At 62.1% G+C, this 19,842-nt stretch carries 14 protein-coding genes; 10 read left to right on the forward strand and 4 right to left on the reverse strand.

Annotated elements, in window-relative coordinates:
- The 9 genes from VHE12_07940 to VHE12_07980 form a co-directional block, all read left to right on the forward strand.
- A partial coding sequence (locus VHE12_07940) for a hypothetical protein (GenBank protein HVZ80713.1) occupies positions 1-2,375 on the forward strand: 2,375 nt, incomplete at its 5' end.
- Between the two features lie 73 nt (positions 2,376-2,448).
- Positions 2,449-3,702 (forward strand): hypothetical protein, encoded by a 1,254-nt coding sequence (locus tag VHE12_07945; GenBank protein ID HVZ80714.1) that lies wholly within the window; start codon positions 2,449-2,451, stop codon positions 3,700-3,702.
- A gap of 9 nt (positions 3,703-3,711) precedes the next feature.
- Complete coding sequence (locus VHE12_07950) at positions 3,712-4,284, forward strand: hydrolase (GenBank protein HVZ80715.1); 573 nt, start codon at positions 3,712-3,714, stop codon at positions 4,282-4,284.
- A 134-nt stretch (positions 4,285-4,418) separates the two neighbouring features.
- Entirely contained in the window at positions 4,419-5,444 is a 1,026-nt protein-coding gene (locus VHE12_07955; GenBank protein HVZ80716.1) for a LacI family DNA-binding transcriptional regulator, read from the forward strand.
- A gap of 160 nt (positions 5,445-5,604) precedes the next feature.
- Complete coding sequence (locus VHE12_07960) at positions 5,605-6,378, forward strand: DUF4912 domain-containing protein (GenBank protein ID HVZ80717.1); 774 nt, start codon at positions 5,605-5,607, stop codon at positions 6,376-6,378.
- A gap of 183 nt (positions 6,379-6,561) precedes the next feature.
- Positions 6,562-8,163: a 1,4-alpha-glucan branching protein domain-containing protein gene (locus VHE12_07965; protein ID HVZ80718.1), complete on the forward strand. Its 1,602-nt coding sequence runs from the start codon at positions 6,562-6,564 to the stop codon at positions 8,161-8,163.
- A gap of 120 nt (positions 8,164-8,283) precedes the next feature.
- Complete coding sequence (locus VHE12_07970) at positions 8,284-9,204, forward strand: ROK family protein (protein HVZ80719.1); 921 nt, start codon at positions 8,284-8,286, stop codon at positions 9,202-9,204.
- Between the two features lie 158 nt (positions 9,205-9,362).
- Entirely contained in the window at positions 9,363-9,575 is a 213-nt protein-coding gene (locus VHE12_07975) for a hypothetical protein (GenBank protein ID HVZ80720.1), read from the forward strand.
- A gap of 277 nt (positions 9,576-9,852) precedes the next feature.
- Complete coding sequence (locus tag VHE12_07980; GenBank protein ID HVZ80721.1) at positions 9,853-10,794, forward strand: hypothetical protein; 942 nt, start codon at positions 9,853-9,855, stop codon at positions 10,792-10,794.
- Positions 10,795-10,866: 72 nt separating this feature from the next.
- On the opposite strand, the gene ilvD is transcribed toward VHE12_07980, so the two are convergent.
- Both ilvD and dapF read right to left on the reverse strand, forming a co-directional pair.
- Entirely contained in the window at positions 10,867-12,549 is a 1,683-nt protein-coding gene (gene ilvD / locus VHE12_07985) for a dihydroxy-acid dehydratase (GenBank protein HVZ80722.1), read from the reverse strand.
- Between the two features lie 237 nt (positions 12,550-12,786).
- Positions 12,787-13,680 carry a diaminopimelate epimerase gene (gene dapF / locus VHE12_07990; protein HVZ80723.1) on the reverse strand — a complete coding sequence of 298 codons (894 nt, stop codon included), beginning with the start codon at positions 13,678-13,680 and terminating at the stop codon, positions 12,787-12,789.
- Between the two features lie 147 nt (positions 13,681-13,827).
- Between dapF and VHE12_07995 the strand changes: the two genes are divergently transcribed.
- On the forward strand, positions 13,828-14,487 hold the full coding sequence (locus VHE12_07995) for a hypothetical protein (GenBank protein ID HVZ80724.1): 660 nt from the start codon (positions 13,828-13,830) through the stop codon (positions 14,485-14,487).
- Here VHE12_07995 and VHE12_08000 read toward each other — a convergent pair.
- Positions 14,480-17,566: an FkbM family methyltransferase gene (locus VHE12_08000; GenBank protein HVZ80725.1), complete on the reverse strand. Its 3,087-nt coding sequence runs from the start codon at positions 17,564-17,566 to the stop codon at positions 14,480-14,482. The two genes, VHE12_07995 and VHE12_08000, sit on opposite strands and share 8 nt — an antisense overlap.
- Positions 17,547-19,835, reverse strand: coding sequence for a hypothetical protein (locus VHE12_08005; protein HVZ80726.1), 2,289 nt, complete (start codon positions 19,833-19,835; stop codon positions 17,547-17,549). The genes VHE12_08000 and VHE12_08005 overlap by 20 nt, the downstream gene beginning before the upstream one ends.
- Positions 19,836-19,842: the final 7 nt, after the last annotated feature.

Here is a 19,842-nt window from a genome sequence, read left to right on the forward strand (position 1 = left end):
CCACCAATACCCCGACGAACACCTTTACCCCGACCAATACCCCAAGCCCCAGCCCGACCCGCACCAACACACCGACCAACACGCCGACCAACACCCTGGTGAACACTCCCACCGCCACCAATACCCCGACGAACACCTTTACGCCTACCCGGACCAATACCCCCACCGCGACTTCCACCTACACCCCGACGGCGACACCGACCAATACGAACACGAAGACCTTTACGTCGACCCCCAGCCATACACCGACCGTTACCCCGACCCCGACCAACACGGCCCTGATCACCCCGACCCCGACCAGCACCCCCACCCATACCTTCACCAATACCCGGACCAATACCCCGACCAACACCTTTACGTCCACCAACACACCGACCCAGACCCCGACCGCGACGGCTACGAACACCCCGATCAACACTTTTACGCCCACGAACACACCCACCAACTCGCCGACACCCACCCGGACCAATACCCCCACCAACAGCGCCACCTTCACGCCGACCAATACCCCCACCAATACCCTGATCAACACCGCCACCCCGACCAACACCCCCACGAACACGGCCACCAACACCAACACATCGACCCCTTCCCGTACGGCGACGGCAACCGCTACGCCGACCGCCACCAATACCCCGATCAATACGTTCACTCCGACCAACACCCCGACCGACAGCGCCACGGCCACTCCCAGCGCGACACCTTCCAACACGGCGACCGACACCGGAACGGCCACCCCGACCCGGACCCCGACCGATACCGCGACCGAAACGGCGACCAATACTCCGCTCAATACCTTCACCCCGACCAACACGCCGACCAACAGCGCCACAGCCACTCCCAGCGCCACACCCACGGACACCCGTACGCCCACCTTCACCTATACCTTCACGGCCACGCCCACCGTCACCAACACCCCCACCTCCACCTTCACACCCACCGACACCTTCACCTTCACGTTCACCCGGACCCCCACGAATACCTTCACGCCGACCAACACTTTCACCCCGACCCCGACCCCGACCTTTACCTTCACCCCGACGGCCACCAACACCGCAACCAACACCCCGACGCCGACCCCGCCGGCCTCAGTGGCCATGTCCAAGTCGGTGTCGCCCGACAAGGCCCAGTCGGGAAGCAATGTGACCTATACCCTGGCGGTCACCGTGACGGGCAACAACGTCTCCAATACGGTCATCCTCGACACCCTTCCCGCCGAGGTGACCTACGGCTCCTTCCTTTCGGGCCCGGCCGGGACCACCGCCTCCTACAACCCCGCGCTTTCCCTGCTGACCCTGACCCTACCCTCTTCCTTGGCGCCGGGGGCCTACAGCCTGACCTACACCGCCACGGTGAACAGTCTCTTGAAGAGCGGGCTGACCCCCACCAACAACGCCCAATTGACCTTCCAGAACGGCCTGCCCGTGACGGCCAGTGCCAGCTTCCAGGTCATCGGGGATTACACCGTGCGCGTGGGGGTCTATAACGAGGCCGGGGAACTGGTCAAGCTGGTCCTGACCACCCAGTTGTCCCAACCGTTGCTCAACTTCTCGCTGAGCCCCAGCACCATCACCAGTTTGAACGGGCCCAATTCGGCCATCTCGATCTACTACGGGAGCTTCTTCGTGGGATCCTGGGACGGGACCACGACCAACGGATCCCTGGCGACCAACGGGGACTACTACATCAAGGTGGACAACATCGACAGCCAGGGCGTGGACAAGTCCACGACCCAGAAGATCGGCGTCAGCCGGGCCCTCTACAAGAGCACCCTGCTGATCTACAACGAGACCGGCGAGGTCGTGAAGCACCTCTACGCCTATACCGACGATCCCAACGGCCAAAGCATGAACGGGATCCAGTTCTCGACCGCCCTGCTCCTGCCCGGGGCCGCCCCGGCGGGGAACGTCCCCAACCAACTGGTCCTCACCCTTTCCAACGGGACCACCCTGGTCTGGGACGGGACGGCGGACAACGGGGCCTTCGTTTCCAGCGGCCAATACCTGGTGGAGGTCCACACCTACGACGGGCAGGGCGGCGAGACCACCTTCGCCAAACAGGTCTCCGTCATGGACACCCACCGCAACGACAACCTGGGCCAAGTGACGGCCTGGCCGAACATCCTCAAGGCCTCCTCGGGCAACATGGTCGTCACTTTCCACAGTTCCTCGACCCTCAACCCCACGCTCGATGTTTCCATCTACACCCTGGCGGGCGAGCTCCTGTGGCACCAGCCGGGACCGGCAGGCAGCGGGATGGCGCCCTATGACGCTTCCGACCTGGCCAGCGGCACCTATATCGCCGTGGTGCGGATGCTCAACGCCAACGGCGGCCTGATGGGCAAACAGACCGTGAAGTTCGTGGTCCTGCGCTAAAGCCTCCCCCCTCTCGTTCAAAAACCCCCCGCCCGGCGTTATAGTAGGCCCCGAACTTTCCCGGAGGCCTTCCTTGCGTTCCACCGCCCTTTACGCCGTCCTGGCCTTGATGGCCGTGAGCCTGTCCCCCCTCCGTTCCCAAGGCCTTTTCCTGACCCGGGCCACCTTGCGGGTCTGCGCCACCGACTTCACCGAGACGCGCCTGAATGGGCACCTGCTGGTCAGCCAGGATCCCTATATGCGCTCCTCGGACCACAGCGTCACCCTGGAGCTGTCGCCGCAGGCCCTTTGCTATTTCGGGGCCAAGAACCTCCTGACCCTGCGTTATGAGAACGATGTGGTCAGCAAGAGCGCCGCGGGGGTCCAGGGCAACAAGGTCGGGGCGGCCTATCTCCTGGAGCTGGCCTTCTCGGATGGGAAGGGGATGGTCCTGACCTCGGGCGATACCGGGCAGCACCAGGCCCTTTTCGTTCCCGGTCCCGCCCAGGAACCGGAGGGATGGGACTCCCCGGGCTTTTCGGCGGCGAATTGGGAGCCGGCGAAACTGAGCCCGCCTTTCACCGATGGAACGCCCCGGCTCCAGGACCCGGCCAACGGCAAGGTGATCCCCTATTTGCTGGCCTTCGATGAGGTGAACGGGAAAGAAAAGGACCGGCGCTTGTTCCGCCGCGAGTTCGACCTGGACATCATCCCCGCACCCGGTTGTCCCCGGTCCCCCACTCCCACCTGGACGCCCCGGCCCACCGCGACCCCGCGTCCCACGGCCACCTGGACCTCCACCCCCCGTCCCATGGCCCCGGCCACTTCCACCTTCACCCCCCGTCCCCGGCCGACCCTGACCCGCACCCCCACTGCGGTGCCGCCCCCGCCCCGGCCCACCGCGACCCCCGTCCCGCGCCGCAAAGCCCCGCCGCCGCCCACTCCCACGCGATATGTCCCGCCGGAGCCCACCGACACCCCGGTACGGCGTGTCCCAGGGAAACCCACCGCGACCTTCACGGCGCGGCCCCAGGCCACGGATACACCCGAGCCGGTCCGGGCCGCCTCCGCCCCGGAGACCATCGTCTTCGTCGATCCGCCGGTGAACATCCAGGTCCGTTTCGCGGACGGGCCCGGTCATTACCGCCTGGAAGTCCTGGGGGCCCAGGGTGGGGTCCTGAAGGTCCTTTACGATAAGAAGGTGACCTTCACCAAGGAGGCCTGGATCACCTGGGACGGGACCGATGGCGAAGGCCGCTTGATGCCCCTGGGGACCTATTTCGCCCGCTTTGTGAAGGACGGGAAGGTGCTCAAGAAGATCGCCCTGGTCTGGATCAAGGGGGAATAGGAGAGAGCCATGCGAAGCCCCTACCTGATGAACCGTTCCGACACCGCGCTCCTGGTCATCGACGTCCAGGAGAAACTGGTGCCCAAGATCCAGGGCCGGGAAGCCCTGGTCCGCAATGTTCGCTTCCTCCTCGAGGGGGCGGGCCTTTTGGGCGTGCCGGTCCTGGCCACCGAACAATATCCCAAGGGCTTGGGTCCGACCCTGCCCGAATTGGCCGAGAAACTCCCGCCCCGCTCCGAGAAACTCGATTTCAGTTGCGCGCAGGTCCCCGGGTGGGTGGAGGGATTGAAGGCGAAGGGGATCAAGAAGGTCCTGGTCTGCGGCATCGAGGCCCATGTCTGCGTCCAGCAGACCGCCCTGGACCTCCTGGCCTCGGGTTTGCTGGTCTTCCTGGCGGCGGATGCGGTCGGGAGCCGCTTCGAGGAGGACCGGACCATGGCCCTCAAGCGCCTGGAACAATCGGGCGTCGTCTTGACGACCTCGGAAGCCGCTCTTTTCGAATGGGCCGGGAAGGCGGGCACCCCCGAGTTCAAGGCCTTGAGCCGACTGGTGGTCGAACGGGACGCCTCCCGCGGGGCCTGAGATCCCCTTCGTTTGACCGGTTCAACGGTCCACCGGGGGATGGAACCGTCCGTCCGGCGGGTATCCCAACGCCTCCCTTTTTTTTACTAAAACTTTTAGTACCATGGCCCATCCCGAATCCATCCGGAGGGCCCATGGGCATCCATCCCACCATCAAGGACGTGGCCAAGAAGGCCGGCGTCTCCATCACCACCGTTTCCTTCGTGCTCAACCGCCGCACGGACGTGGTCATCAGCGAAGAGGTCAAGAAGCGCGTCCTGGCCGTGGCCCAGGAACTGGACTACCACCCCAGCGCCATGGCGGCGGGGCTGGCGGGCCGGCGCACCAAGAACCTGGGGGTCGTGTTCTATCTCGAGGACAAGATCATCTCCAACCAGTTCTATTCCTTCGTCATCGAGGGCATCGTCAAGGAGGCCATGGACAAGGATTTCAACCTGCTCTTCTCCTATATGGAGTCCACCTACGAGGGGAAGGCCAGCCTGCCCAAGATCGTGCGGGCCAAGAACGTGGACGGGGTGCTTCTGATCGGCCGCACCGAACCCCGTATGGTCTATGACCTGCAGGAGAAGGGCCTGGCCTTGGTGGCCATCGACAATTTCCCCGGCCTGAAGGCGGTGGATACCATCCACGCGGACAACCGGCAAGGCGGGATGCTGGCCGTCGAGCACCTGGCCCAGCTGGGGCATAAGCACATCGGCCACCTGACCATCGCCAAGGGGCGGCCCTCCATCGAGCAGCGCCGGGAAGGCTGGGCGGCGGGGATGGCCAAGGTGGGCCTGGACGCTTCCGCCGGCCTGGTGTTGGAGGCAGGGGCCCTTTCCTTCCCGGCGGGGCTGGAACGGACGAAGGAGGCCCTCAAACGCAACAAGAAGCTCACCGCGGTCTTCTGCGCCAACGACGAGATGGCCGCCGGGGCCATCCGGGCGGCCCATGAGCTGGGGCGGTCGGTGCCGGGGGACTTGAGCGTGGTGGGTTTCGACAACATCGCCATGGGATCCTACCTGGACCCCGCCCTGACCACCGTGAGCCCCGCCAAGGAATTCATGGGGAAGATGGCCGTCACCCGCCTCTTGGAACTGATGGAGGCCAAGGAAGCCGCCCCCAGGGCCCAGCAGGTGCCGGTGGAACTCATCGTCCGCCATTCGACGGGGAAGCCCTAAAAGGTTTTTACCGGCCACGGAAGCCTTTTCGTTGACCGTTTAACGCTTTAGAAACTTCCCGGCCGGGCAACGTTTTCAACCGGTCCCGCCCGGGAGCCGGGTGCTTGTCAAAACAATCGTAAATGGGGATGATGAACCATCAATCCTCCGGAGGGCCGCCATGCCCCGTAAAAAGAAAGAGACTTCCGAAACAAAACCCGCCACACCCCGCAAACGAAGGACGGCTCCGGCCGCCACCGACAAGGCGGGAGCCAAGGCCGCTCCCAAACCCCGGGCCCGCAAGGCCGCCGCGCCGAAAAAAGCATCGGTCGAACCCAAGGTGGTGAAGGCCCCGAAGCCCAAGAAGGAAAAGGCCGTCCAGGAACCCGCCGGTCCCGCTCTACGCCGCCTGCCCCGCAAGGGCGAGACCCAGATGGTGGCCTTCGTGCGGGATCCCAACTGCATCTTCACCTACTGGGAAGTGACCCCGGAGAGCGCCGAGGAGGTCCGGCGCCAGTTGATGGAGGAATATCCCAACAGCGTCATGGTCCTGCGCCTGCTGCGCCAGGATGCCAACGGCCAGATGCAACTGGTCCAGGAGATCCGGGTGAAGCCCGGGGAGATGAACCGTTACGTGGACCTGGCGGGCGACCCGGGCAATTTCGTGGTGGAGATCGCCCAGAAGGCCCCCTCGGGCAAGACGGTCGTTTACGCCCGCTCCAAGCCGGTGCACACGGGCCCGGGCGCGCCCTGGACGCCCGGGCAGGTCCCGGACCTTTTGGGCGCCCCGGGCGAGGAGATCCCCCGGGCTTTCCTCGACTATTTCGAGGAAGGGGAAGTGGAAAGCGTCCGCACCCACCCGGCCGGTGTCATTTCCTCCGCCGAGGCCTTCCGCCTGGAGGTCCTGCGCCGCAAGGGCCGCGAGGACCGTTACGCCGCTTCCCGTCATCAATAAAAAGACCATCGAACCCTTATCCATCAGGGATGAACGGGGATCGACGGGGATGGCGGAAAGGCTTTTGAAACCCGATCGTCCCATTCTTCCGCCTCATTCCCGGCCATCCCTGTTCATCTGTGTTCATCCCTATCGAAGGATCCTTTTGGGGGTTTTGGATCTCATCTTTGAAGGTTCCAACCCATGACCCATCCCAGCCCTTCCCCCCAAGGCTATGTGGCCCTTGTCCTTCACGGCCACCTGCCCTTCGTCCGCCATCCGGAGCATGAACATTTCCTCGAGGAGAACTGGTTCTACGAGGCGCTGTTGGAGACCTATCTGCCCCTTTTGGAGGTCTTCGAGGGCCTGGTCCGCGACCAGGTCCCCTTCCGCCTGACCCTTTCCATCTCCCCGACGCTCCTTTCGATGTGCGGGGATCCGCTCCTCCAAAAAAGGGCCCTACGGCACTTGGACCTGCTCTTGGGGCTGGCCCGGAAGGAGAAGAAAAGGCTCGCGGGAGAGCCCGCCTTCTCCCCGGTGATCGGCATGTATCTCTCAAAGCTGGAGCGTTACCGTCGGGACCTCGAGGAAAAATACCGGGGCAACGTCGCCGAGGGATTCAAGCGCTTCCAGGACCTGGGCCACCTGGAGATCATCACTTGCGGGGCCACCCATGGTTACCTGCCGCTCCTGGCTTCCCGGGAGGCGGCGGCGCGGGCCCAGGTGAGGACCGCCCTGGAGGTCCATGAGGAGTTCTTCGGGAACCCGTCCCGGGGCTTCTGGCTCCCCGAGTGCGGCTATCAGCCCGGCCTGGAGTCCGTTTTCGAGGGGACCCCGGTCCGCTATACCTTTGTGGATTCCCATGGCCTGCTCCAAGCCGCGCCCCGGCCCCTGGCCGCCACTTTCGCCCCCGTCCGCACTTCCTCGGGGACGGTCTTTTTCGGCCGCGATGCCCTCAGTTCCAAGCAGGTCTGGAGCTCCAAGGAGGGCTACCCAGGCCATCCCGACTACCGGGAATTCTACCGGGACGCGGGTTTCGACCTGAGCGAGGAGGAACTGGCCCCCTTCCTCAAGCCCGAGGGCCTGCGCCGCTTCTCCGGGCTCAAATATTTCCGGGTCACCGGGTCCGGGGACGGGAAGGAACCCTACGATCCCGGGAAGGCGCTGGAACGGGTCCGGGAACACGCCCGCCATTTCCTGGACCAAAGGCTCCAGGAGGCCCGCAAGGTCGCCCCGGCCATGGACCGGCCTCCCCTGATGGCCTGTCTCTACGACGCCGAGCTTTTTGGCCACTGGTGGTATGAAGGACCCGAGTTCCTCGCCGATCTTTTCCGGCAGAACCAGGCGCAAGGATCGCCCTTGGATTTCATCACGCCCTCGGATTACCTGGAAAGGCATCCCGACCTCCAGACCACCCAGCCCGGGTTCTCCTCCTGGGGATTGGGGGGTTATTCGGAGGTCTGGCTCAATCCCAACAACGATTGGATCTATCCGGCCCTGGCCGAGGCTTGCGACGAGATGGTCCGGCTCTCCCAACTGCACCCCAAGGCCCGGGGAACGATCCAAAGGGCGCTGGACCAAGCGGCCCGGGAATTGTTGCTGGCGCAAGCCAGCGACTGGGCCTTCATGCTCCATACGGGCAACCACGCGCCTTACGCCGAGTGGCGGGTCAAGACCCACCTGACCCGTTTCCGCCTGCTCCAGGAGGGGATCCTCCACCATTCCCTGGAGGAAGGGTTCCTGCGGGAACTGGAAGGCAAGGACAACCTGTTCCCCGGCCTGGACCACCGGGTCTTCCTCCCTTGAGGCCCAATTCATCGACTTTTAGCGTTGGACGCCCTGCCTTACCCTGAGGTTTTTTTATTGAAGACCCCGGGCAATCCCTCGAAAATGCCCTCCATCAGAAAGGGGTCGAACTTGAAGACCGTGATCGGCGTGGACTTGGGCGGGACGAACATCGTCTCGGCGGTGGTGGACGAAAAGGGACGGGTGCTGGGCAAGGACAAGCGCAAGACCATGGCGTCCTTGGGTCCGGCCGGTGTCATCGAGCGCATCGCGCAAAGCGTCCGGGCGGCCAGCGCGGCCAGCGGACTTCCTTGGGCCTCCCATAAGGCGGTGGGGATCGGTTCTCCAGGGCCGCTCGATTCCAAACGCGGTGTCATCCTCTACACCCCCAACCTCAACTGGCGCAACGTTCCCCTGACGGCGATCCTTAAGAAAAAGCTGGGCAAGAAGGTCTTCCTGGACAACGACGCCAACCTGGCCGCCTTGGGCGAAAGTTGGATCGGGGCGGGCAAGGGCGAGAAAGTGGTCCTTTGCGTGACCCTGGGCACGGGAGTGGGCGGCGGGCTCATCGTGGACGGCCGGATCTTCCAGGGCGCCGCGGGGGTCAGCAACCATATCGGCCATATCGTCATCCATCCGGACGGGCCCAAGGCCCCTTATGGCAACCGGGGTATCCTGGAACAATACGTTTCCGCCACCGGCATCGTCCGGCTGGCCACGGAGGCGGGCATCAAGCCCCCCAAGGGCCAACCCCTGGAGGCCCACACTTTCCAGAAAATGGCCGAGGCGGGGGACAAGAGGGTCCTCAAGGTCTATGACCGGGCCGGAAGGATCCTGGGCGTGGGGCTTACCAGCGCCATCCATCTCCTGAACCCCAGCGTCGTTATCTTCAGCGGGGGTGTCGCCGGGGCAGGGAACCTGCTTTGGAAGCCCATGAAGAAGGAACTTCAGGAACGCTGCTTCAAGTCCCACCTAAAAGGCCTGAAATTCCGCATGGCGAAATTGGGCGACAATATGGGTGCCGTCGGGGCGGCCAGGCTCGCCTGGCAGGAACTTTTTTAGGACCCGGACCGTCTAAGAAACCCCCATTTTTAAAGGGAAATATTGAAATTAAATTGCTGGGGGGTAGGGGGGGTCCTAGAATGTCGCCTTCGACTGGGGTCCCCCCTGGTCGGTTCAAAACGGCGGATGAACGCCGTTTTAATTCAAGGAGGCTTCGAATGAAGCGTTTCTTTGCTGCGTTGTCGATGGTGCTGTTCCTCGGTGCGACCGGGATGGTGATGGCGGATGAAGCTGCTGCTCCTGCCTCGACCCCGGCTGCTGCTGCTCCGGCTGCCAAGCCGATGAAGAAAGCCAAAAAGGCCAAGAAGATGAAGAAGGCGAAGAAGGCTGCCGCTGCTGCCGCTGCCGCTTCTACTCCGGAAGCCAAGTAAGAAAGTTTCGGTTGGTAGACGGTCCCGGGCCTTTGGGCCCGGGGCCGAACTCATGATCGGGCGACCCGCAAGGGCCGCCCGATTTTTTTTGTCCTGGGCCTGCCCATGCTGATTGAATTTGACAAACAACTCATTTAGTAGAAAACTATCCGCAACCGTTTTCGTCGTGGCTTTGGCCTTCTCCATCCGGGTCCTTTGGGTGGATTTTTTTGGGGCCCGAGGTTGTAACGTTTTCCCTGCGTGGGGAACGGCCATCCAGGTCGGGTTAGGAGAATTCATGAAAAAGGGTCATTGGCTGGGGCTGGGATTGTGCTTGGTCCTGGGAGCTACAAATCTTTGGGCCGAGGACGTGGTCTATTTGAAGGATGGATCGGTCATCCATGGGACCATCACCGAAGAGGTCCCTGGGAAGAAGATCAAGATCGAGACGAACGACGGGAACGTTTTCGTCTATAAGATGAAACAGATCGACAAGATCACCCACAGCAAGAAGGCGGAAGCGGAGCCCGCCAATACCACGGCCGCGGAGCCGGCCTACACCGCCCCCAAGGCCACGCCCGAGCCGAACGATCCGCACGCCCATTTCAGCAAATTCGCCTTCACCTTGAACGCCGGTTTTTGGGGACCCTATGTGAACACCGAGTTCAACAACGCCTTGGAAGCGGGGACGGGCAGTAATTCCTATGATTACCTGCCGGGCTGGTTCAAGGCGGGAATGGGATTGGGCTGGTTCACCAACAACATCGCCCTCCGGTGGACGCTGGAGTTCTCCTATCAGCCGAACAATTACACGACCGATTGGTATTGGGGTGGCTATTACGTTGGCTCCACCGAGGAGGACACCTCCATCACTTCCGTCGGAACCGAACTGGAAGCCGACCTGGGGTTGGACAGCATCATCAACGCCAACAACGTCACGACCGTCTATCTACCCTTGATCGGTGGCGTTTGGGCCCAGTCCTGGGATTATTCGGACTCGAACGGGGATACAGAGACCTTCACGGGCAGCACCACGAGCTTCGGGACCGGGATCGGCGTCCGGGGTTTTGATTCCAGCAAGATCCTCTGGGACTTCCAGCTCGTCTATCGCTGGGCCCAACGGGGGAATTACCTGTCCGATGGGTCCGGGTCCACGATCCCCGATGGGAAGGGTGGGGTTATCGACGCCAACGTCACCGGGCTCGACTTGAACTTCACGATCGGGTTCCTGTTCCAATAAAGGTTCCGTAAAAGAAAAGCCGCGGGGAGGGAACTCCCTGCGGCTTTTTTGTTTTGCGGCGAGGAAAACGGCTCAGAATTCGTCGGTGACGGCGCCCTCCGACGCCGAAGCGACCAGCTTCACGTACTTGCCCAGCACGCCCTTCGGGTAGGGGTTCGGGATGGGCTTCCACTTCTTTTGCCGTTTCTTGAGCTCGGCCGCCGGCACATGCAGTTCCAGCTTCTTCTTATTGGCATCGATGGTGATCCTGTCCCCGTTCTGGATGAGCCCGATGGGGCCGCCCACCTGGGCCTCGGGGGCGATATGCCCCACCACCAGCCCGTGGGTGCCGCCGCTGAATCTCCCGTCGGTGATCAGGCCGACCTTCTCGCCCAATCCCTGGCCCACCAGGGCCGCGGTGATGGCCAGCATTTCCCGCATGCCGGGCCCGCCTTTGGGGCCCTCATAGCGGATGACCACCACGTCCCCCGCCTTGATCCGGCGCTTCTCAATGGCCGCGAAGGCCGCTTCCTCGCCGTTGAAGACCTTGGCCGGGCCCGTATGGGTGACGACCTTGAGCCCGGAGATCTTGGCGACCGCCCCTTCGGGGGCCAGGTTTCCCTTGAGGATGACCATGGGGGCGGTGGGATAAAGGGGCTTATCGAGGGGCGAGATGATGGGCTGGTTCTTGGAGAGGGGCGTGGCCAGTTTCAGGTTCTCCGCCACGGTGCGCCCGGTGACCGTCAGGCAATCCCCGTGCAGGAGCTTGGCGTCCAGCAGGAGCTTCATGACCGCCGGGATGCCGCCGATGCGGTCCAGGTCCGCCGCCACGTACTTGCCCGAGGGTTTCAGGTCGGCCAAGTGGGGCACTCTCTTCCCGATACGGTCGAAATCCTCCAGGGTCAGCTTCACCCCGATGGATTTGGCGATGGCGATCAGGTGGAGCACCAGGTTGGTGGAGCCTCCCAGGGCGAATCCCACGGTGATGGCGTTCTCGAAGGCCTTCTTGGTCATGATGTCCTTGGGGCGGATGCCTTTCTTCAGCATCTCCACCACCGCCTGGCCCGCGCGGTCGCAGATGACCCGCTTGGGTTCGCCGACCGCGGGCTGGCAGGAATCGTGGGGGAGGGCCATGCCCATCGCCTCGATGGCGGAGGCCATGGTGTTGGCCGTGTACATGCCGCCGCAGGAGCCGGGGCCCGGGATGGCGCATTTCTCGACCTGCTCCAGTTGGCGGTGATCGATCTTGCCCGCGCTGTATTGGCCCACCGCCTCGAAGACGGAAACGATGTCGAGCTGCTTGTCCCCGAGCTGGCCGGGGAGGATGGTGCCGCCATAGACGAAGACGGCGGGGATGTTCAGGCGCCCGATGGCCATCAGGCAGCCGGGCATGTTCTTGTCGCAGCCCCCGATGGCCACCAGCCCGTCGAAACGCTCGGCGTTGGAGACGGTCTCGATGGAGTCGGCGATGACCTCGCGGGAGACCAGGGAGAATTTCATGCCCTCGTGGCCCATGGCGATGCCGTCGGCCACCGTGATGGTGCCGAAGATCTGGCCGAAACCCTCGGCGGAGATGACCCCGCGCTTGATCCGGTCCGCCAGCTCGTTCAGGTGGAAGTTGCAGGGGGTCACCTCGCTCCAAGGGGAGGCGATGCCGACGATGGGCTTCTTGAAATCCGCGTCCTGGAACCCCACGGCCCGGAGCATCGCCCGGTTGGGGGACCGCTTGTCGCCTTCGGTCATCATGGAGGAGCGTTCGTTGAGTTTCTTGGTCATGGAAACCTCTCAAAAGGGTATAAACGAAAGGCATTTAACCACAGAGGTCACAGAGAGCACAGAGGGAAAATGATCTTAGTAAAAATATGGATAGAAAAGGCATTGGTACGACGATAGGGACTGATAACGGCGATGGATGGTAGGACTTATCAGAAATGACTGGTTTGATCGGCGTATAAAAATGGATCTGATCTTCTCTGCGTTCTCTGTGCCCTCTGTGGTTCGATCGTCTTCGTTTTACTTCGAGTTCTTTTCCAGGGTCTCCAAGAGCTCGCCGGTCACCGTGCCCAGGGCGATCTCCTCGACGGGTCCCCGCATGGTCAGTTCGAAATCGGGGCTCACCTTCAGGAAGAGGTCCCCGCCGGGCATGTGGAGCGTCAGGTCGCCGTCGGCGCGGCCGGTCTTCACGCAGACCGCCGCCACCGCGCAGGAGGAGGAGCCGGAGGCCAGCGTATAGCCCGCCCCGCGTTCCCAGATGCGGATGTCCACTTCCTTGCGGTTGCGGGGCACGGCGAACTGCACGTTGGTGCGGTTGGGGAAGAGGGGGTGCTTTTCCAGGATGGGGCCCACCTCATGGGCCATTTTCTCGGCGGTCTCGACGTCCTTCACGAAGACCACGCAATGGGGGTTGCCCATGGACACGCAATTGATCTCCAGACCCTCGCCATCCGGGAGGATGGGGAACTTCTTGCCCAAAACTTCGGAGTCCGTATTCGGGACGTTCACGGGGATCTCGCCGGCCTTGAAGTGGGCCTTGCCCATATCCACCGTCACCGAGGGGGCCTTGCCGAGCATCACGTGGAGCTGGGCCTGCACCTTTCCCCCGGCGGTCTCGATCTCGAAGAAGGTCTTTTCAGTGTAGCCGTGCTCGAAGAGGAACTTGCAGAAGATGCGAAGGCCGTTGCCGCTCTTCTCGGCCTCGCTCCCGTCGGGGTTGTAGATGCGGAGCTTCGCCAGCGATGAACCGCTCTTCTCCAGGGCCAGGATGCCGTCGGAGCCCACGCCCGTGTTTCGGTTGCAGACCCGGATGATGTTCTCGGGGGTCAGCTTGAAGGAGAGCACGGCCGGGTCCATGACGATGTAGTCGTTGCCTAAGCCGTGCGACCGGACGAATTGGTTCTTGGTGAGCATGGGAGGTCCTTTTGTGGAATGAGCGGATATTTTAAGGGGAAATACCTAAAAGTCATTTGGCTTTTCGAAGGATCGGGGGTGGGGTAAATTAATCGAGGCGCGTTCAAACGACCTGTTTTTTTGTTCAGGCCGCCCAGAGAGAATCCCATGACCGAAAAAGACGCAAAAGATTTTTTTGCCCAAAAGATCATCAGCGCGGCTGGATGGGAAAACATTCCGTTCGATGATTTGGAGCGGAAAATGCTTTATTGGTCGGCGGAACATGAAGATGCTGAATTGCAGGAAAAGTTCTCCTCCCTTCACGATGAAGTGGAATATGAAAAAAAAGTCCAGCGCCTTCTTCGGCAGTCCTTTGCACGCGATTTAAAAGAAAATGCCGAACAGGTCGCTGGATATAAAGATGCTTATATGGTATTGAGCCAAGGTGACCACTATCTATTGGTGATGCTCAATGATTCGATCGGGAACAAATTAAGGAAGTTTAGTTTTTTTGGTGGCTTGGATACGAGGAAAGAATTCCTGGATTTTTTTCAATATCTAAAGCCTCTTTTGAAGCCGGGGAAATCGCGCGGAAAGGCCGGGCTTGTTTTCAGAATAGTTATTGGTCTCGTTTCGCTGTGTTTTCTTTATTTACCGATTTTGGCTTTTGTTCAGCATGGAACGAGAGATTTTTCTAAAGCGGGGAGCGATTCGAACTTTTTAAAAATACTAACTTCGTTCGGATTGATATTAGGATTTATTTGTTATTGGGGCGAGGCGACGTTTAAATATATTCTCCCGTGGTGGATGTGGAGCCGGTTTAAATAACTCGTTTTATAGCGAAAATATTTGTGTAAGCCCCGTTCTTCCAATCCCTTTTCATAAGTTGGGCGGATGTGACGGGGCTGAGCTTCTTTTCCTTCTCTGAAATCTCCGACAATTTGAACCCTAGGGCCTGAAGAGTCGCTAGGAACTTCTTGGGATCGTTACCGCAAAGCTTGATGGAATCAGGCGAGAATTCGGTGATGAGCTTGAGGCCCTTTCCGGCCTTGATGGTTCTTTTCATCCCGGCCAAGGCCAGGGGCTCGGCGCCCTGGATGTCCATCTTGATGAAGTCCACTTTCCTTTTTTTCAAATAAGAATCCAAGGTCAGGGTCCCGATGGTCACGGATTCCCGCCCATCCCCCGAATCATAGACCCGGTGGTCGCCCCGGTTCTTAGGATTGAGGAACAGCTTGGTCTTTCCGTTCTTGTTCGAGAGGGCCTTGTTGACCAGCACCACGTTCTTGTAGCCGTTCTCTTCCACGTTCTTCTTGAGCAGTCCGAAGTTCGTCGGGTCGGGTTCAAAGGCATAAACACGGCCTTGGGGTCCCACCCGGCGCGCCGCCAGGAGCGTGTAGTAGCCGATATTGGCGCCCACATCCACCACGGTCTGGCCGGGCTTGATCTCTTTTTGGAACAACTCGGTCTCGAAGGGCTCATAGACCCCGCGCCTGCCCAATTCCAACGTGTCCTTGTCGTCCAGCCATAGGGTGTGGCCCAAGACCGCCACTTTCTTGGGTTTAAAAAGGCCGAACAGGAGGTCGTAGGTCCAGCGCAGGACCTTGATGCGGCCCAGTCCATGCCCGCCGATGGAGTAATAGATCCCCTGTAAAAGGGCATAGAAAGGGTTCCGCATGCCGAGGACCCGTCGCAGGTAAAAGCAGAAGCCGATCAAGGTCAGCAGGACCCAGGCCATGCCGCCGTAGAAGAGGGGCTTCGCCCACTTGGGCTCGAAACGGAACTCGACGGAATGTTTGCCCGCCGGAAGGTCCAGGGCCCTCAGGAAATGGTCCGCCGTGAAGATGTCCGCCGGTTGGCCGTCCACGAAGGCTTTCCAGCCGGGGAACATCACTTCACAGAAGACCACCAGGTTGGGCTTGTCCAGGCTCAACAGGAAGAATTGATGGTCGGTGTCCTCGGTGACCAAATGGCAATCGAGCTTCGCGGGGGAGCCCTTCACGGCATAGAAAAGGTCCCCGCCGGAGGCGACATAGGCTTGCTGGGCCGCGTCGAAACCAGGGGTCCGCATGGCGGCCAGGACCTTGTCGGGTGGTCGGCCATAGAGGACCTCGTCCGGAGCATAGGCCAGGGGAAGGGGTGGCTGGTGTCGGTAGAAATAGTATGGCCCGTGTCTTTCTTCGGCGAACCCGGGGATGGCGGCCAAGCGCGACCGGGAGAAGATCCCGCCGATGGCTCCCAATTGGAGCTGGGCCCGCAAGGGAAGGGCGATGATGTCCTGCTTGGCCCTCAGGACCAATGGGTTATAGCCGCCCCAGTTCTTGACCTTCAGGACGCAGGAGGCGTTCTGAGGATAGGCCAGCAGGTAGGGCCGTCCCCCGACCTGGATGGGGTAGCCCGTCCGGGTGTCGAAGAAGACGACCCTTTGAGGTCCCAGTTCTTGGGCGGCTTCCGGGATCCCTTTCGAGTTTTCCCGGAAATCGAAATTGGAAACGGGCCCGGGCTGGAAATCGTCCCAGCCGCTCAGGAGCAAGGGCGCGACCAGTCCCAGGGCCATCAGGCCCCTTCCCCAACCCGTGATCCTTGGCCGCCAGGCCGCCAGGAAGATCCCCAAAAGGACCGATCCCAAGGCGATCAACTCGAATCGGTCCGGGGATGGACGCCAAAGGGCGGCGAGATAAAGAACGAGCCCATAGACCAGGGCGGAATGGAAGAACGGTTTGGAGAGGCGCGGCCCCTCCTTTCCGTCCTCGAAGGCCCCTTCGAAACCGAAGGCGACCAAGGCGGCCATGGGCAGGACGAAAAGGAACAAGAAGCGATAGGGAACGTGAACGTAAGAAACGCCCGGAAGGAGCTGGCAAAGGACGCGATGGAGGGGACTGTATCGCCCCAGGGAAAGAAGAAGGGCCGCTGCCGCCCACAGGCCAAGCCCCAAGGCGGGCGCAGGGCCCTTTCGCCGGAAGGCCCAAAAGGCCAGGAAGGGCGCCCAAATGCCCAGGTAGCCGAAGTTCCCGATCATTCCCGAATCGCGTGGATCGCTGCCGACCTGCAGGGCTTCCGCCATGGCCTGGCCCTGGGGCAGGCCGAAGCGGGGCAAAAGGAATTGGTAAAGGGTCCTGGGGTCCAGGGGATAACGGGTGGAGGCCTCGTAGGCCTGGCCGGCGGTCCCACGGTCACAACGGGAGATGAATTCCAGACCGGGGATGGCTTGGAGGAGGAGGGGGAGCAGCCCCCAAACAAGCAGGGCCAACACCCTCAAGTTTGGGCGGGTCCGGGCCTTCCACCCGCGCCAAAGCAGGTATCCGACGAGCGCGTAGAAGGCCCCCAGGGACACTTGGGGGCTCCCGGCCAGGAAGAGGTTCGTGAAGACGAGGCCGAGCCAGAACGCGCGCGGGGCCTTGGGCTCTTGGGTCAGGCGCTCCGCCAGGAAGAAACACCAGGGTAACCAGGCGAAGGCGGCGATCACGGGCGGGTGGATGATCTCGATCCAGAAGAAGCCCGAGAGAGCGAAGGTGAGGGCGCCCAGGCGGCGGGACCTGCGGGAGAGCCCCAGGGCCCCCAGCCATAGGTCCGTGCCCCACGCGCCCCAAAAGAGGTGGAAGGCGGAGAAAAGGGTCATCCCCAGGGTCAAGGAGAAGGGTAGGGTCAACCAGGTGGCCGGATAGAGCGTCATGCTCTGGGGATCGGCGAAGAAGGGCTGTCCGCCCAGGTGGTAGGGGTTCCAGAGGGGGAAGTGCCCTTGGGCCAGCTGGTCCTTGAGGAAAGCCCGCCAGGGGCCGAATTGGGCCAGCAGGTCGTTGTCGAAATAGGCCTGCCCCAGGAAAAGGCAGTGGAAGAAGGCGATGAGGGCAACGCCCAGGTAGAGAAGGGGGGAAGAACTTCCGGTGTCAGGCTTGGGTCGGTTCAACCTTGGGTTCCCTCTTTCCGAAAAGCAGGAAGGCCCCATAGAGCAGGGTGCCCAGCACCCATATTAACCCACCCCAGGCCAAGGGTTCGGCCCAAAGGGGTCGGTAAAGGAACTCGACCTGGTGGGGCCCTGCGGGCAGGGAAAGGGCGCGGAAGGCATGGTCGGCGGTCAAGATCGCGGCGGGTCGGCCGTCCACCTGGGCCTTCCAGCCCGGATACATCACCTCGGAGAAAAGGACGAGACCGGGGCGGTCCATCGTGATCTGGAAGTCTTGGTGGTCCGTCCCTTCCGAAAGGATGGAGTAGGCGAAGCCCTTATGAGGGCCTTTGGCATCGGCCAGTCCGGGGGGCAGGGTGCCTTCCAGGAAGGCCTGCTTCCTGGGGTCGAAGCCCGGGCTCTTCATGGCCGCCAGGACCTGGATCCCGTCCGGCAGCGCGGCCACTTGATCGGGAGCCCAAAGACGGTCCCCGGGATCCTTCGGGAGATAAAGATGGATGTTGCCCAGGGACTGGTCGGTGAAATCGGGCGAATCGGCCATGGGCCGGGAGCCCACCACGGCTTGTACCGCCATCAGGCGGAAATAGGTCAGTAGGGGCAGTTGGCGGATCTCCGAGGCTTGGGTGAGCACGATGGGGTTATAGCCCGCGCTTTGGGAGATCCCCAGGGCCATGGGCCCGTCCTGGGGGAAGGTCCAACCATAGAAGCGGCCGTTCATCTCCACCGGATAGCTCAGGTCCTGGGTGAAAAAGAAACGTCCCTTGTCCCTTTCGGCCTTGAGGGCGCTGAAGGCGGGGAAACGGGTCTCCAGGTCATAATTGGAAGGAGGGCCCAGGCTGAAGTCGCCCCAACCGCTCAGGAGCAGGGGGAGCAACAGCCCCGCGCCCAGGAAGATGCGCCCCAGGGGCTTCCAGGTCCGGGTCGCGAGCCCCAGGAGGATCCCGACGCCGCCCAAAACAAGGGCCAACATCTCGCGCCAAGCCAGGTCCGGATGGGATAGTCCCAACAAGAACAGGAGCAGGGCGTAACCGCCCGCGGCCCAGGCCCAGTTGGAACGGGCGGGTGTCTCCTCCATCCAGCGCTCCAGGGTCTGGAAGCCGAAGGCCGCCAGCACGCAGCCCACCAGCACATAGGCCTGGATGATCCGGAAGGGGGCCCGGCTCAGGTCGATGCCGGGAAGGAGCATGCATTCCAGCCGGTGCAAGGGGAAGAAGCGGCCCCAGGCCGACAGGAGGGAAAGGGCGCCCAAGCCGCTCAGGAAAAGGAGCAGGCTTTTCTCCTTGCGCCGGAAAGCGAGCGCGAAAAGGAAGGGGGCCCAGATGCCGATATAGCCGAAAGCCCCGAGAAAGTCGTTGGAGTAATACACGGTATCCGTGATGTTCTGGATGGCGATCTCGATGGTCTGGCCTGGGGGCACTCCCAGGGCGGGATAGAGCAATTCATAGGTACTGGAGGGCGGCATGGAGAAGAGCGAGTTGAAGTTGTCGTAGGTCTGGCTGGCGTCGCGGCGGTTGGAGTATTTGGAGAACTCATAGGCGGGGATGAAATGGATGAGCAGCGGCGCGCCGCCCAAAAGGCCCGCCAGGACCACCGCCGGGGCCTTCTTCCAAAGCCCGGGCAGGGGGGGGAGCGACGGGTCCCGCTTGAGGAGCCGGAAGAGGAAATAAGGAAGGCCGGTATAGAGCACGGTGGTGGTGGATTGGAAGTTGCCGCTGCAGAAGACCAGCGCGAAGGTGAGCCCCGTGAGGAAGGCCCAGGCGGCGGTCCAGCGTTGGGTGAGGCGCTCCAGGCAGAAGAGCACCCAGGGGAACCAGGCATAGGCCGCCAGGATGGGCGGGTGGATGATCTCCCACCAGAAGGTACCCGAGAGGGCGAAGGTGAGCGCCCCCAGGCGCGCGGCGTTGTCGCTGAGCCTCAGGGATTTGAGCCAGAGGTGCATGCCGAGGGCCGCCAGCACCATGTGCAGGAAGAAGAAGACCGAGAGCCCATAGGGAACGGGGAAGAGCAGGGTCGGGTAGAGCAACGGGTAGGCCATCATCACGTTGGGGTCGGCGAAGAAGGGCTGGCCCCCGAAGAGGTAGGGGTTCCAGAGGGGGAAATGGCCCTGGGCCAACTGGTCCTTCACGACGGCGCGGAAGTGGGCGTATTGGTTCAGCAGGTCGTTGGCGAAATAGGCCTTGCCCAGGACCAGACAAGGGAAGAAGGCGATGAAGGCCACGGCGGTGTAAAGGCCCAGGGACGTCCAGAAAGCGCGGGCGGCGGTCCGGTCCATACCGGCC

This window comes from bacterium (assembly GCA_035549195.1).
Taxonomy (GTDB): domain Bacteria; phylum Oederibacteriota; class Muellerivitia; order Muellerivitales; family Muellerivitaceae; genus DASZRK01.

Coding starts and splice junctions, on each gene's coding strand:
- VHE12_07965 (HVZ80718.1), top strand. CDS start 6,562: ATGACCCATCCCAGCCCTTCCCCCCAAGGCTATGTGGCCCTTGTCCTT.
- dapF (HVZ80723.1), bottom strand. CDS start 13,680: ATGCTCACCAAGAACCAATTCGTCCGGTCGCACGGCTTAGGCAACGAC.
- VHE12_07960 (HVZ80717.1), top strand. CDS start 5,605: ATGCCCCGTAAAAAGAAAGAGACTTCCGAAACAAAACCCGCCACACCC.
- VHE12_07950 (HVZ80715.1), top strand. CDS start 3,712: ATGCGAAGCCCCTACCTGATGAACCGTTCCGACACCGCGCTCCTGGTC.
- VHE12_07955 (HVZ80716.1), top strand. CDS start 4,419: ATGGGCATCCATCCCACCATCAAGGACGTGGCCAAGAAGGCCGGCGTC.
- VHE12_08005 (HVZ80726.1), bottom strand. CDS start 19,835: ATGGACCGGACCGCCGCCCGCGCTTTCTGGACGTCCCTGGGCCTTTAC.
- ilvD (HVZ80722.1), bottom strand. CDS start 12,549: ATGACCAAGAAACTCAACGAACGCTCCTCCATGATGACCGAAGGCGAC.
- VHE12_07980 (HVZ80721.1), top strand. CDS start 9,853: ATGAAAAAGGGTCATTGGCTGGGGCTGGGATTGTGCTTGGTCCTGGGA.
- VHE12_07995 (HVZ80724.1), top strand. CDS start 13,828: ATGACCGAAAAAGACGCAAAAGATTTTTTTGCCCAAAAGATCATCAGC.
- VHE12_07975 (HVZ80720.1), top strand. CDS start 9,363: ATGAAGCGTTTCTTTGCTGCGTTGTCGATGGTGCTGTTCCTCGGTGCG.